The organism is Flavobacterium antarcticum DSM 19726, from assembly GCF_000419685.1.
Classification (GTDB): domain Bacteria; phylum Bacteroidota; class Bacteroidia; order Flavobacteriales; family Flavobacteriaceae; genus Flavobacterium; species Flavobacterium antarcticum.
In genome coordinates this window covers 1-13600 of sequence record NZ_ATTM01000004.1, presented here as the reverse complement: position 1 = coordinate 13600, position 13600 = coordinate 1, and the positions used below count along the sequence as shown (strand labels likewise).

At 34.5% G+C, this 13600-nt stretch carries 11 protein-coding genes; 3 read left to right on the top strand and 8 right to left on the bottom strand.

All coding sequences use genetic code 11. The features are described 5' to 3' along the window. Nucleotides 1-13 precede the first annotated feature (13 nt). From YWA_RS0107400 to trmD, 4 genes are all read right to left on the bottom strand, one after another. Nucleotides 14-2236: an NADP-dependent isocitrate dehydrogenase gene (locus YWA_RS0107400; RefSeq protein ID WP_022827871.1), complete on the bottom strand. Its 2223-nt coding sequence runs from the start codon at nt 2234-2236 to the stop codon at nt 14-16. Between the two features lie 241 nt (nt 2237-2477). Next, nucleotides 2478-2831 carry a 50S ribosomal protein L19 gene (rplS, locus tag YWA_RS0107395; protein WP_022827870.1) on the bottom strand — a complete coding sequence of 118 codons (354 nt, stop codon included), beginning with the start codon at nt 2829-2831 and terminating at the stop codon, nt 2478-2480. A 137-nt stretch (nt 2832-2968) separates the two neighbouring features. Then, a complete protein-coding gene (locus YWA_RS0107390) occupies nt 2969-3442 on the bottom strand; it encodes a hypothetical protein (RefSeq protein ID WP_157505316.1) in 474 nt (157 codons plus the stop codon). Between the two features lie 80 nt (nt 3443-3522). After that, the gene (gene trmD / locus YWA_RS0107385; RefSeq protein WP_022827868.1) at nt 3523-4200 is read right to left on the bottom strand and encodes a tRNA (guanosine(37)-N1)-methyltransferase TrmD; all 678 of its coding nucleotides are present in this window, start codon (nt 4198-4200) and stop codon (nt 3523-3525) included. Between the two features lie 196 nt (nt 4201-4396). Here trmD and YWA_RS0107380 point away from each other — a divergent pair, with 196 nt between their 5' ends. Further along, entirely contained in the window at nt 4397-6472 is a 2076-nt protein-coding gene (locus YWA_RS0107380; RefSeq protein ID WP_051126936.1) for a M3 family metallopeptidase, read from the top strand. Between the two features lie 56 nt (nt 6473-6528). Here the strand turns inward: YWA_RS0107380 and YWA_RS0107375 are convergent, their stop codons facing one another. The 4 genes from YWA_RS0107375 to YWA_RS0107360 all read right to left on the bottom strand — a co-directional run bounded on the left by YWA_RS0107375 (nt 6529) and on the right by YWA_RS0107360 (nt 12033). After that, a complete protein-coding gene (locus YWA_RS0107375) occupies nt 6529-7245 on the bottom strand; it encodes a 3-ketoacyl-ACP reductase (protein ID WP_022827866.1) in 717 nt (238 codons plus the stop codon). Between the two features lie 419 nt (nt 7246-7664). Further along, nucleotides 7665-9311 carry a serine hydrolase domain-containing protein gene (locus tag YWA_RS0107370; protein ID WP_022827865.1) on the bottom strand — a complete coding sequence of 549 codons (1647 nt, stop codon included), beginning with the start codon at nt 9309-9311 and terminating at the stop codon, nt 7665-7667. A 381-nt stretch (nt 9312-9692) separates the two neighbouring features. Beyond that, nucleotides 9693-10916, bottom strand: coding sequence for a serine hydrolase domain-containing protein (locus tag YWA_RS0107365; RefSeq protein WP_022827864.1), 1224 nt, complete (start codon nt 10914-10916; stop codon nt 9693-9695). A 337-nt stretch (nt 10917-11253) separates the two neighbouring features. Further along, complete coding sequence (locus YWA_RS0107360) at nt 11254-12033, bottom strand: DUF2971 domain-containing protein (protein WP_022827863.1); 780 nt, start codon at nt 12031-12033, stop codon at nt 11254-11256. A 1102-nt stretch (nt 12034-13135) separates the two neighbouring features. Here YWA_RS0107360 and YWA_RS0107350 point away from each other — a divergent pair. Further along, nucleotides 13136-13423 carry a hypothetical protein gene (locus YWA_RS0107350; protein ID WP_022827861.1) on the top strand — a complete coding sequence of 96 codons (288 nt, stop codon included), beginning with the start codon at nt 13136-13138 and terminating at the stop codon, nt 13421-13423. A gap of 24 nt (nt 13424-13447) precedes the next feature. Then, on the top strand, nt 13448-13600 hold a 153-nt coding region (locus YWA_RS14775), incomplete at its 3' end, for a transposase (RefSeq protein WP_022827860.1).

Sequence of the window (13600 nt, the reverse complement as noted above, 5' to 3'; positions counted from 1 at the left end):
TAGTTGTAAAATGCTATTTTAATTTTGTCAAAGCATTATTGAAAGTCGCACTTGGACGCATTGCCTTGTCCGTTTTCTGAAAATCAGGATTATAATAACCGCCCAAATCTTGCGGTTTACCTTGAGCACTAATTAATTCTGCATTGATTTTATCCTCGTTTTCCGATAATTCTTTTGCGATAGGAGTGAACGTAGCTTTCAATTCAGCATCTTCATTTTGAGCAGCCAAAGCTTGAGCCCAATATAGAGCCAAATAAAAATGTGAACCACGATTGTCGATTTGACCAATTTTTCTTGCAGGCGATTTATCAGTATCTAAAAATTTCTCTGTCGCAACGTCCAAAGCATCTGCAATTATAAGTGCTTTTGAATTATCGTTATTTTGACCTAAAAATTCTAGTGAAGCACCCAAAGCCAAGAATTCACCTAGAGAATCCCAACGCAAATAGCCTTCTTCAATAAATTGCTCAATGTGTTTTGGAGCAGAACCTCCAGCACCAGTTTCGAACAATCCACCACCATTCATTAGTGGAACGATAGAAAGCATTTTAGCGGAAGTTCCCACTTCTAAAATTGGAAACAAATCGGTTAAATAATCACGTAAAACGTTTCCGCTTACGGAAATAGTGTCCAGGCCTTTAACGATTCGTTCTAAAGAATAATTTGTAGCGTCAATTGGATTCATAATGTGTATTTCCAATCCCGTTAAATCGTGGTCTTTTAAATATAATTGTACTTTTTTAGTTACTTCTCGATCGTGTGCTCTGTTTTCATCTAACCAGAAAACGGCAGGCGTATTAGAAAGTCGGGCACGATTTACAGCTAGTTTTACCCAGTCCTGAATAGGAGCGTCTTTTACTTCACACATTCTGAAAATATCACCCGGTGCTACTTCTTGTTCAGATAATACGTTTCCGTTGTTGTCGATAATTTGAACTGTTCCGGCTAAAACTTTGCGGAATGTTTTGTCGTGCGAACCATATTCTTCTGCTTTTTGAGCCATTAAACCTACATTGGAAACACTTCCCATTGTTACAGGATCCAATGCACCATTTTTCTTACAGAATTCAATTGTAGCTTCGTATAAACCCGCATAAGAACGGTCTGGAATAAGTGCTAACGTATCTTGTAATTTTCCTTCCTTATTATACATTTTTCCCGAAGTACGAATCATCGCGGGCATTGAAGCATCAACGATGACGTCAGAGGGAACGTGTAAATTCGTAATTCCTTTTTCAGAATTTACCATTGCTACCGCTGGACCATTTTCGAACGCTTTATCGATGTCCGCTTTAATTTCTTGTTCTTTCGGATGTCCTTTTATTTTTTCATATAAAGAAGCTAAACCATTTTTAGAATCAACTTGCAATTCAGCAAATTCAGTTGCATATTTTTCAAAAACAGCTGCAAAAAACACTTCTAAAACAGCGCCAAAAATGATCGGGTCAGACACCTTCATCATTGTTGCTTTTAAGTGTACAGAAAGTAAAAGTCCTTTTGACTTTGCCACTTCCATTTCTTTCGCAATAAAATCCTTTAAGGTTCCTATTTTCAAAACAGCACTGTCAATTATTTCACCTGAAATCAGCGGACTTGCTTCTTTCATCATTTTTATCGTTCCGTCTTTTTGAACTAATTGAATGCTGTAACTCGTTTGTTTATCAATAGTCACCGACTTTTCACTTCCGTAGAAATCGTCTTTTGGCATACTGGCAACTTCAGTTTTAGAATCTGCCGACCAAGCACCCATAGAATGTGGATGCTTTCTAGCATAATTCTTAACCGCTTTTGGAGCACGACGATCTGAATTTCCTTCTCTCAAAACGGGATTTACCGCTGAACCTAAAACTTTAGCATACGTCGCTTTAATTTTAGTTTCCTCGTCATTGGTTGGATTATCAGGGTAATTTGGAACTGCAATACCGTCCTTTTGAAGTTCTGCAATTGCTTCTTTCAATTGTGGAACTGATGCCGAAATATTTGGCAATTTAATAATATTTGCTTCTGGAGTTGTTGCCAATTTTCCAAGTTCGCCCAAAGCATCTTCTCTTTGCTGCTCTTTCTTCACGTAGTCCGGGAAATTAGAAACGATTCTTGAAGTTAAAGAAATATTTTTAGGTATGATTGTAATTCCTGCGGGAGCTGTAAATGCTTGTACAATAGGTAAAAATGAATGTGTAGCCAGCATTGGCGCTTCGTCCGTGATGGTATAGAAAATAGTAGATTCTTTCGACATAAAGTAAAATTTAATTTTTGTTTAATGCGACACAAATATACTAAAAAGAGGTGGAATTGTGATTGGTTCTGAAAGCGAAAACGTTATAATTGTCAATTTGATAAAAGAGGGAAGTAGAATTATTAATTTAGGAATTTTCAATACTAAAAATTATCTATTTGTAAAATTTCGATGTATTCAAAAAAGTTTGGAACAAAAAAAAACTCCGATTTGCATCGGAGTTTTAGTAATTGAAAGAAAATTAGTATCTTCTTTTATCTTTAATTTTGGCTTTTTTACCAGTAAGTTGTCTGAAATAGAAAATTCTTGCTCTACGAACTGCACCTTTTTTGTTGATTTCAACTTTTTGTAAAGCGGGTAAGTTAACTGGGAAGATACGCTCAACTCCAATAGAACCTGACATTTTACGAATAGTAAAAGTTTCTGTAGTTCCAGAACCTCTTCTTTGAATAACAACACCTTTAAAAAACTGTGTTCTTGTTTTTTCACCCTCTCTAATTTCGTAGTACACAGTGATAGTATCACCTGCTCCGAAAACTGGGAAATCTTTTTTAGCAACAAATTCGTCTTGAACGAACTTCATTAAATCTGCCATGATAATAATTATTATAGTTTAAATCAAATCAACATTCACGCCTTTCGCCAGAGGTTAATTCAATGAGGGTGCAAAATTAATTAAAATTTCCAATAAACAATGGGTAAGGCAATCTTTTTTTCAACATTTTGTACTTATTATCCAAGTGTAGTTTTAATAAAATTTCCATCCTTGTCAAAAACCACTACAGTAAACCTGTTATTAATGTAAATTCCCAATTCTACAGTTGATTTTTCACCTCTATCTACGATTCCAGCTTCGGTGATGGTTTGATATGGATAATGCTCTTTCATATAGTTAATTGCTTTTTCCGGAATTTCACCAGTTGAAATGGTAGCGGTAAAAGCAATTAGATCGCCTTCACGATTATAAATTGCGGCTGAATAGCGGTTGTCAAACAAAAACCTTGCTTCGTAAACTAACTTATTGTCGTAACGTCCTTGGTATTGTGAAAACCAAACAGGATCTTTTTTGGGAAATTTACTTTCAAAATTTTGCGCTACAATTATAGGCACATTGCTTTCCGGTTTTCTAGAAACAATATCTTGTGCAAATAAAGTAGGGAAGGAGAAGAGCAGTAGGACGACGTAGATTTTAAATATATTTTTCATAATAATAATTTTTACTAAAGTTAAGAATTTCAACAATGAATTGAAAATGAACAGACTAACTTTAAGAAAAAATTAAAACACTACTCTTCTAACAAATCGGGTCTTCTGTTTTTAGTATGTTCGTAGGCTTTGTCTTCGCGCCATTTGTCGATTTTTGCAAAATGACCACTGGTCAAAACTTCTGGAACTTTCCAACCTTTGTAATCTGCAGGTCGTGTATAAATAGGTCCTGAAAGTAAATTGTCTTGAAAACTATCTGTTAATGCGGAAGTTTCGTCGCTTAACACTCCAGGAATTAATCGAATTAAAGCATCAGAAAGGACTAAAGCTCCCAATTCACCACCGGATAAGACGTAATCGCCAATTGAAATTTCCTTGGTAATAAAATGATCGCGAACCCGTTGATCTACTCCTTTATAATGACCACATAAAATGATGATGTTTTCATACATTGACATTGTGTTTGCCATTTTCTGATTCAACGTTTCACCGTCGGGACTCATGTAAATGATTTCGTCGTACGTGCGTTCTTCTTTTAATTTTGAAATACAAGCATCTATAGGTTGAACCGTCATTACCATTCCAGCGCCACCGCCAAACGGATAATCGTCTACGCTTTTTTGTTTGTTCGTGGTATAATCGCGTAAATTATGAAAATGCACTTCGACCAATCCTTTGTCTATAGCTCTTTTCATAATAGAAGCTTCAAAAGGACTTCTCAGTAATTCGGGTAAAATGGTAACAATGTCAATTCGCATTTCAATAAAATTTGTCGCAAAGTTAGCATTATTAATTGGTAGATGGTTTGTTTGGAAATCAAAGTCGGTATAATTTTTAACAACCTTTCATTTTGCGAAGGTTCAAATTTAAAGTACTTTTATGACTCAATCTTAATTTTTTAAAATGACAGCACAAACTCCGAAATGGGTTCACATCCCTATTGCCATTGTATTAATGACTTTATTGCCGAACACGCATATTTCAGCACAAAACAAGCCGGCAATCAATAACCCTTTACTTCAAAGGAGCAGTTTGCAGTATCAAGCGCCACCTTTTAACTTGATTAAAAATGAGCATTTTAAACCTGCTTTTGAATTTGGTTTGAAAACAAACGACGCGGAAGTAGCTCAAATTGCAGATAATACAGAAAAACCTACCTTCAAAAACACCGTTTTAGCATTGGAATTAAGTGGTGTTGATTTAAATAGAGCCCGAACCATTTTTGGTAATCTATCAGGATCGAACACAAACGCCGAATTGCAAAAGTTAGATGAGGAATATGCCCCTATTTTTGCAGCACACAACGATAAAATCTATTTAAATAGTAAATTATACCAGCGTTTTAAGTCGATTGATGTGCAAATGCTGAAAGGAGAAGACAAGACCTTGACCGAATATTATTTACAGAAATTTGAATTAGCAGGAGCAAATTTGTCCGACGACGACAAAAAGCAAATGAAAATCATCAACGGGGAACTGGCCACTTTAAGCACTTCGTTCGGAAATAAATTATTAATTGCTAGAAAGAACAATGCCGTTTTCTTTGATAATGCATCCGACTTAGATGGTTTGTCCAGTCAAGAAATTGACGCCGCTAAAATGCAAGCCTTAGAAGCAAGACACGAAGGTCAATTCATGATTTCGTTACAAAACACAACGCAGCAACCTGTTTTACAATATTTAACGAATAGAAAATCGCGTGAAAAAATATTTAAAATGTCGTGGCACCGTGCTGAAAACAACGACGAGGGCGACACGCGGGAAACCCTAGAGCAAATGGTGCGTCTTCGTTTGAAAAAAGCACAGTTGATGGGGAAAAATAGTTTTGCAGAATGGAAAATTCAAGATCAGATGGCCAAAACTCCCGAAGCTGCCATGGAACTACTTGCAAAGATTGCCGCTCCAGCTGTTGAAAAAGCAAAACGAGAAGCAGAAGAAATTCAAACCATTATTGATGCTCAAAAGGGTAGTTTTAAATTAGAACCTTGGGATTGGAATTTTTATGCAGAACAAGTACGTAAAGCGAAATACGATTTAGACGAGAGTGAAATAAAACCGTATTTTGAAATTAAAACTGTTTTGGAAAAAGGAGTCTTTTTTGCCGCAAAACAAATGTACGGCATCACTTTTAAGGAACGAACAGACCTTCCGGTGTACCATCCTGATGTGGTAGTCTATGAGGTTTTTGATAAAGACGGATCGTCAATGGCCATTTATTACCTTGATTTTTACACACGAGACAATAAAAATGGCGGTGCATGGATGAGTAATTTTGTGGATCAGTCGCATTACTTGAAGCAAAAACCAATTATTGTCAACGTTTACAATTTTGCCAAGCCGGTGAATGGAAATCCGTCTTTAATCAGTTTTGATGATGTCACGACGATGTTTCATGAATTTGGACATACGTTACACGGGCTATTTGCAAACCAACAATATGTATCGCTTTCAGGAACGAATGTCCCTCGTGATTATGTCGAATTTCCTTCGCAAATCAATGAACATGCTGCACTTGACCCAACGGTTTTAAAAAATTACGCCATTCATTATGCGACTAAAAAAGTAATTCCGCAGGAACTTATCAATAAAATTTTAAAATCAGGAACTTTTAATAGTGGTTACAACGTGACTGAATTACTGGCTGCGGCAACTTTAGATATGGCGTGGCACAGTGTTACGGATGAAAATGATTTTAAACCAACATTAGTTTTTGAAAAAGAAGCATTATCAAAGTACGGACTTTTAGTTGATGAAGTTCCTACACGTTATCATTCTCCTTATTTTGCACATATTTTTAGTGGTGGCTATTCGGCGGGATATTATGCCTATACGTGGTCAAAAACATTAGATTATAACGTATATGATTGGTTGAAAAAACACGGCGGAATGACCCGTGAAAACGGAGAGCGTTTCCGAAAATACATTTTGTCCGTAGGAAACAGTGTCGATTTGAATCAAGCATTTAAAGATTTCGTAGGACACGAAATGGAAGTACAACCTTACCTTGATAACGAAGGTTTGAGTGAATAATTAAAAGCATAAAAAAAGCGACTTACTACTAAGTCGCTTTTTTTATAGCTTGTGTTTTATGGATTTGTAGACCATAAAGAAGCTGATTTCAACATCGCTCTTCTTGGCAATTGCAAAGCGCTTACGATTAATTCGGCAAAATCTTCTGGTTGCAATACCTTTTCAACATCACCATCAGTAATTCCTAAATCAAGTGACATTTGAGAGGCGATGGTACTTGGTGTCAAGGTACAAACGCGGATGTTGTCTTTTCGAACCTCTTTCATCAATGATTCTGACAAACCGATTACGGCAAATTTAGAAGCTGAATAAGCCGAAGTTCCTGCATTTCCGTTGATTCCTGCAGTAGATGAAATATTAAAAATATCCCCTTGCTTGTTGTTGATCAAGTGCGGCAAAACTTCTCTCGTCACATAATACATTCCCATGACATTGGTTTGCATAATGGCTTGCCAATCTTCCGCATTCATTTCTAGAAACTTTCCAAAAGATGCAATTCCGGCGTTATTTACTAAAATATCTAGGGAACCAAATTCTTTTACAATGCTTTCAATTCCTGTTTTTACTTCGCTGTGATTGCCAACATCGAACAACGCATAAGTAGCATTTACGCCTAACGCTTTAAGTTCGGCAACTGTTTCTTGCAGGTTTTTTTCGTTTCTGCCTGTGATTGCAACGTCAATTCCTTCTTTGGCGAAAGCCAATGCAGTTGCTTTTCCTAACCCTTTTCCACCGCCTGTAATTATCGCTTTTTGACCTTTTAAATTTTTCATGTTTGTTATTTTAAAAAGCAAAATTATAAATTATTAAAAAGAAAGACGAGTAATTAACGTAAGGTTATACTTGAAAATAAATCACATTACCAATAATTATTTTCTTTAGGAGCTATTTCCAGCTTTACGTTCTATCTTTTTCCTGCTTAAAGAAAGCAGAAAAAAGGATGTCACTTCCATCTAGGCTAGGGGTGCTCGTGCTGAACTCGATTCAGTACCTCAATACCAATCTTTATGTGGAGTATTTTAAGCGTTAAGTAGATTAGTGTTGAAGGTATTTAATCAGTTTTACCGATGAAAGTTCAATTGATCCATACGATCGGGATTATTGCAAGCTCCACGAAGGGATTCGTGGGCCAGCGGGGTTAATAACTTAAATTGCTTTACATACGAACCGTTTGCTGTTAACTGCCTTTTTTCTATTTCGTTATTGCTTCTATTAAATATTCTTGCATAATTTTTTCAATTTGTTGTTCTCCGTATGGCGTATTGTATGCTGTCGAAGTAATTACAATGACGATCGGTTGGTCTTTAAAAATAAAAATTCTATTTCCACCATTTCCGCTAGAGTAGTAAACCTCATAATCAAAGCCATTTATTTTGTAGGTCTTATTCCAAAACAGATATCCGTAAAATTCATCTTCGGATATTGTCATTTGATGTGACAAACTTTTCGCAATCCATTCTTTTGATAAAATTTGTTTTCCATTCCAAGTTCCTTGATTTTTGTATAGCTGTCCATATTTGGCATAATCTAATGAACTTAATTGTAAACTTCCTGCGGTATTTGCTACTTTTTGAGGTGTAAATTGCCACTTGTATTTTGTAATATTTAATGGACGAAATAGATTTTTGTCCGCGTATTTTTCTAAACCATTTGGTACAGATTTGTCAATTATGTCGCCTAAAACTATGCAACCTGCTGTAAAATAATCCCATTGCTTATTTAGTTGCTTTGTTTTATCAATTGGAAGATTTAAGGTAAAGTCAACCCAATTATTAGTAGGGTACATATTTTCTTCGTGACCAATGGATTCAGAGTTCATATCAGAACCTTCAAAAGTTGAACTCATTGTTAGTAAACTTTTTAAAGTTATACTGTCTTTTGATGCTGAATAATTTTTAAAAGATTCTAAATTATAAAAATCTTTTAAAGTTTTATTTTCACTTTTTATGTATTTTTCTTTTATGGCAATGCCTAAAAGAGTTGAAGCAAATGATTTTCCAACAGAACGTGTGTCATGAAGCGTTTTCCTATTTGCGCCATTGAAATATTCTTCAAGTAATATTTTTCCGTTTTTTATTGCAACTATACTTGTTACATTTTTATAAGTTTGTTTCGCAATTTTTCTATTCAATTCCTCAATTTTAAGAGTATCAATTTTTTCAGATGAAATCTGCCAATCTTTGGTTGGTTTAACCAATTGAACTTTAACAAGCTGTTTGTTAATTTTTATTTCAGGTACGATTATCTTCAATTTTCCTTCAGCAATAACATTTCCTGTTAGCACTTCCGTTAACTTTAAATAGGGTCTGATTTCAATTTGAAGAATATGTTCTCCTTCTGAAAGAGCATCTTGTCCGCCATTTCCAAAAAATCTATACCATAGAAATTTTCCCCAAGAATCTTCGTTTGTTGAACTTATTAATGGAACTCTAAAAATTGTTTGTTGATTTTTGCTTTCCGTACTTCCTGCACCAATATTTAGGTTTTCAACATAAATTTTTTTGTTGTCGACATAAAATGTAAATTGATAATTTCCATTCTTTGTCAATTCCTCGGCAGTTGCATTTGGTGATAATAAATGAAGATAATTTGTCAAAGATTGATCTAAAAAAACTCGAATATTCAGATCTGTTTTTTCTTTTAGTTCAAATGTTTGTAAAAAGTCTGTTTGCTTAAAGTTTTCTATTGCGATTGTTTGTCTCATAAATGAAACTTTACCAATGTTTAACTTATGAATTGGATAAATAATACTGTCCTGTTTAACAAATTCGTTTTTTTGAGCAGATACATTTAAGCAAGTCAAAAGACTTAAAGCGATAGTTGTGATTTTTGATTTCATGGATTTTGATTGATGATTGATACTAGTAAGTACAAAACAGTTGCGATTTGTTACATAATTTCTCGAATTCTGCTCGTTTTTTTAAGCTTGCGTAACTTCAGTCCGTGAAAAAAACCACATTTTATTACTTCCAAATATAAATAATTAAATACGTACGACTCAGTTGTTATTTATATTTAATAATGCAACACATCAATTGGATTTCTAGCAATTTTACATCCAACTCAATCCATCTCTTTGCTAACCGCCGAGTACGTTACCCTTACGTTCGGTGGTGTACTCAATTTATTATTGCTTTTTTGGTTTTCGTGAATATAAATATTTGAGAGGCTCTCCCTGCTAGTTTCTAGCGGGGCAGTCTACTCGATTACCTGCTGGTTTTTATTTATTCATTGTCTCTTCATATTCCGATAATGTTTTCCATATTTGCTCTATCTCGGGCCATACATCATCTGTGAAATCCGTATCCGTATTTACCAAAACTATTTTTCCTATTTTAGTTTTCGGATTAAAATACATTGCTGTAAACACGCCTGGATCAGAACCATTATGACCAATCATATCATTTTTAATGTTTAAAAAGCCATCACGATATTCAATGAAAATACCATAGTCTTCAGTTTTTTCGTTGTTTAAAGATTGCTGTTTTTCAAAGAGTTTTTTATAACTTTCTTTATTGAGTAATTTTCCATTTCCAGCATAGCCATTTATAAGTTCAGATAAATACAAACCTAAATCGCGACTCGAAGTTAGAAACCCACCATCAGCATAAGTTATAAGTGAATATTCGGCTATCATTTTCTCTTTGTTCGCAAAGAGTCGAGAACGTTTTGTTGAATCAATGTCCCTTGATGTCCAACCAGAACTATTCATTTTTAATGGTTTCAAAATGTAGTCTTTAGTAAAAGAACGATAATCTTGCCCAGTTGCAGATTCTATTACTAAAGCACACAGAGCCGCCGCAATATTTGAATATTCCCGTTTTTCTCCCGGTTTAGTATTTGAAAATGAGTCATTTCTGTACCATTTTCCATTTTGAGTAAGACTATTTTGAATAAAACTTAATAATGAAATATTGGTTTCAGATTTATTGAAATAGTCATAAACACCTTCATTTTCGGCGTGTTTATTTTTAGTTAAAACATAGGATTTTGCATAAACTTCGTCAAGGTCAATAATTGAAGAAGTATGATAAGCCAAATGCTTGATTAAGATTGGGGTTTCAGGATGGTTTGGGTTAATAATTTTAAAAGGCAAGTACTTATTGATAGGGTCATTTATATTTAATTTTCCCAATTCTTGTGCCTTTAACAAAGATATTCCTATAAGTGTTTTGGATATTGAAGCTATGTTTTGGGTTGTACTCGAAGTGTATGCTTTATTTTGCTCAATATCAGTATGTCCAAAACCTTTATCGTAAATCAATCCTTTTTCATTTACTACGGAAACTGAAAATCCAATAATGGCATCTTTTTCATAAGATAATTTTAATTTTTTAGTCAAGCTATCATTTATATTATTACCGATTGTCATAGTGGTTAGTGTTTTTTGACTGCACGAAATAATAAATGTTGAAAATAAGAGAAGAAAGAATGTGTTTTTCATTGTTTAATGTTTTAATGTAAAGACAGTAACTATTCAATTTTTTTTCAGTTGCGTTTTTTTTAAGCTTGCAAGTAACGTCAGTCCGTGAAAAAACCCACGTTTAATTACTTCCAAATATAAATTATTAAATACATACGAATCAGTTGTTATCTATATTTAATGATGCAACACATCATTTGGATTTCTCGCAATCTTACATCCAAATCAATCCATTTCTTTGCGAACCGACAAGTACAGCCTGTCCCGATTTTTAACGGGATGACCCGTACGCTCGGTGGTGTGAGAGGCTCTCCCTGCTAGTTTCTAGTGGGGCAGTCTACTCGATTGGCAGTAGTCTTTATAAGTCAGTGATCGTTAAACCAAATTCACGTTGCTTTCTTTTAGCTTTTTTAAATTTTACTTGGTATAGATTTTTATTTACAAGCTCAGTAATTTCTTTAATGCTATTTTCAGAAGAATTGCAACCAAATATTATTTCGACCAATGCATTTTTGTTGAATGGAATTAATCCATTTTGTTCAGGTCTAAGTACTCTAATTTCTGCTTCATATTCCCAAGCAATAGATTTAGATAAAGCAACGAGGTTTACTATTTCTCCTAGATTTGTTAAATGATTATAGGCAGGATAATCCGTTGTGTATTTTACTTCTAAAGGATACGCAAAATATTCAGGATCTTTAGTAATGTCGAATTTCAAACATACGCCTTTATGAGAATCAGTATAGTGAGACCACATAAGTAAATTAGTTTCATTTGCAGTAAAACAACAAACGCCTGTTGCATTAATTACGTCCCTAAAAACTCCTTCAATTGTTTTTTTCCAAATCTCTGGATTATTAAAAATTTTTAATGCTAAAGAAGAAATACTTTCTTCAGATGTGCCTTCAGGAGCATTTGACTTTAAAAATTCTATAATTTCTTCTTCAGTATTATTCGTATCTGGTACGATTTGGCAGTCGAAAGGGTCATTAAAATCTTGCGGACTTGAAAACCATAATGAATCATTTTCTAAAATTTTTTTCAGAGAATCAATAGTTCTATATTTGTATAGATATTGAGAAACTTGTCCGCTAGATATTCCGCTTTCTAAAATTTCTGAAAAGGATATTTTTCTCATTTTGGTTTAATATTGCAGGTAACTTGTATATATGTCTTGTGCCTTCACACATATACAACACCTTTTCTATGCATAAGTCTGACAAACGTCAGACATTATTGAATTGTAAATGTATTAAAATACCATCAAAAATTATCAAATGGACTTTTTATTTACGGTACGTTTTGCTCACATGCTTATAAATTTAGATTGTTCTTCCTCTTTTACCTCTCAATCACAAAACTTCACAAATCCCTCTTCAATCGACGTTTTCGTCCGCAATAATTTTGGCTTTTTTCAAACCTCAAAAAACACCCCACTACATTATTCCTATTTTCGCCAACCTAAAACATCTCTTTTTTGCTAAAAGTAAAACGTAATAAAACATTCCCTACCTAATATTCAAAGAAATTCAACTTACTAGCAGTCAGAAAAATAATTGAAAAATACCCATTTGTAGGGAGTTTTTGTGACATAATTGTTTTCTAAATTCACAAGACAAGTTTGAACAACAATTCAAGAATTATTCAAGGTCAATTGGTAACTAATGAATGTTCTAAATTCAAACAACAAGCTCCGTTTTGCAACCGGACTAAAAGGAGCAATGAAACACGAACCGCCACAACAAATTAAATAAATGCCAAAATGAGTTTGCAAGCTAAAAATACTACAACAATCATTTTCTCCACCTATTTACTAACCATTGGCATCTATCCCAAGGGTTTTGCGTTGTTCAGGCAAAGCAGGGTTGGGTTTCCCCTAAATTAAGTGCTGTGTTTTTTGTGCTTTGGGACACATTTTTAGGGTTTCGGGAGACCTCCCCCAAGCAAAGGGAAGGCTCCCCAAACAAAAGGGAGAGCTCCCCCAAGCAAAGGGAAGGCTCCCCCAACAAAAGGGAGATCTCCCCCGAGCAAAGGGAAAGCTCCCCCAAGCAAGGGGAAGGCTCCCCCGAGTAAAGGGAAAGCTCCCCCGAGCAAAGGGAGAGCTCCCCCGAGCAAAGGGAAAGCTCCCCCAAGCAAAGGGAAGGCTCCCAAACACTGATTTTGAATGCCTAAAAGCACAAAAACAAAAAAAAAATGATATAGTTATCAAAACAAATTTTAAAATTATATAAATATAAAATATGGCTAGAGATGGACAATTTCCTGGAAAGGAATCAGAGAAAAATACTTATTATAACCTGTCTGTTCCGCATTTAGTAGACAACATGGTTCGTTTAAATGTCAGTGCTGAAAATAAAGCATTAATAATGACAGGTTTGGAGGCTTGGAATGATTGGTATCCGAAATCACTAAATTTAAATGCAAGAACCAAGAGTATCGTTGCTAGTAAAGATGCTGCAATGCATACTTTAGAAACTAATTTGAAACGCGTGTTTGGATATACTAATTTAGCTGGGAGTTTAAGTTAAGAGAAAAAAACTTAATTTTAACTTATGACAACAGATAGAAAAAAATATGATGCAGCATTTAAGATAAAAGCTGTAGAATTAAGTAATGAACGTTCTAACATTACTGAATTAGCTAGAGAATTAGGTATCCGAGTTAGTATGCTTTATAAATGGCGCAAGGATTACGATAAGTTTGGT

Bases quoted from the DNA above. Each gene is read 5' to 3' on its own strand.
- YWA_RS0107380 (WP_051126936.1), top strand. From the start codon at position 4,397: ATGACTTTATTGCCGAACACGCATATTTCAGCACAAAACAAGCCGGCA.
- YWA_RS0107360 (WP_022827863.1), bottom strand. From the start codon at position 12,033: ATGAGAAAAATATCCTTTTCAGAAATTTTAGAAAGCGGAATATCTAGC.
- trmD (WP_022827868.1), bottom strand. From the start codon at position 4,200: ATGCGAATTGACATTGTTACCATTTTACCCGAATTACTGAGAAGTCCT.
- rplS (WP_022827870.1), bottom strand. From the start codon at position 2,831: ATGGCAGATTTAATGAAGTTCGTTCAAGACGAATTTGTTGCTAAAAAA.
- YWA_RS0107375 (WP_022827866.1), bottom strand. From the start codon at position 7,245: ATGAAAAATTTAAAAGGTCAAAAAGCGATAATTACAGGCGGTGGAAAA.
- YWA_RS0107350 (WP_022827861.1), top strand. From the start codon at position 13,136: ATGGCTAGAGATGGACAATTTCCTGGAAAGGAATCAGAGAAAAATACT.
- YWA_RS0107400 (WP_022827871.1), bottom strand. From the start codon at position 2,236: ATGTCGAAAGAATCTACTATTTTCTATACCATCACGGACGAAGCGCCA.
- YWA_RS0107390 (WP_157505316.1), bottom strand. From the start codon at position 3,442: ATGAAAAATATATTTAAAATCTACGTCGTCCTACTGCTCTTCTCCTTC.
- YWA_RS0107365 (WP_022827864.1), bottom strand. From the start codon at position 10,916: ATGAAAAACACATTCTTTCTTCTCTTATTTTCAACATTTATTATTTCG.
- YWA_RS0107370 (WP_022827865.1), bottom strand. From the start codon at position 9,311: ATGAAATCAAAAATCACAACTATCGCTTTAAGTCTTTTGACTTGCTTA.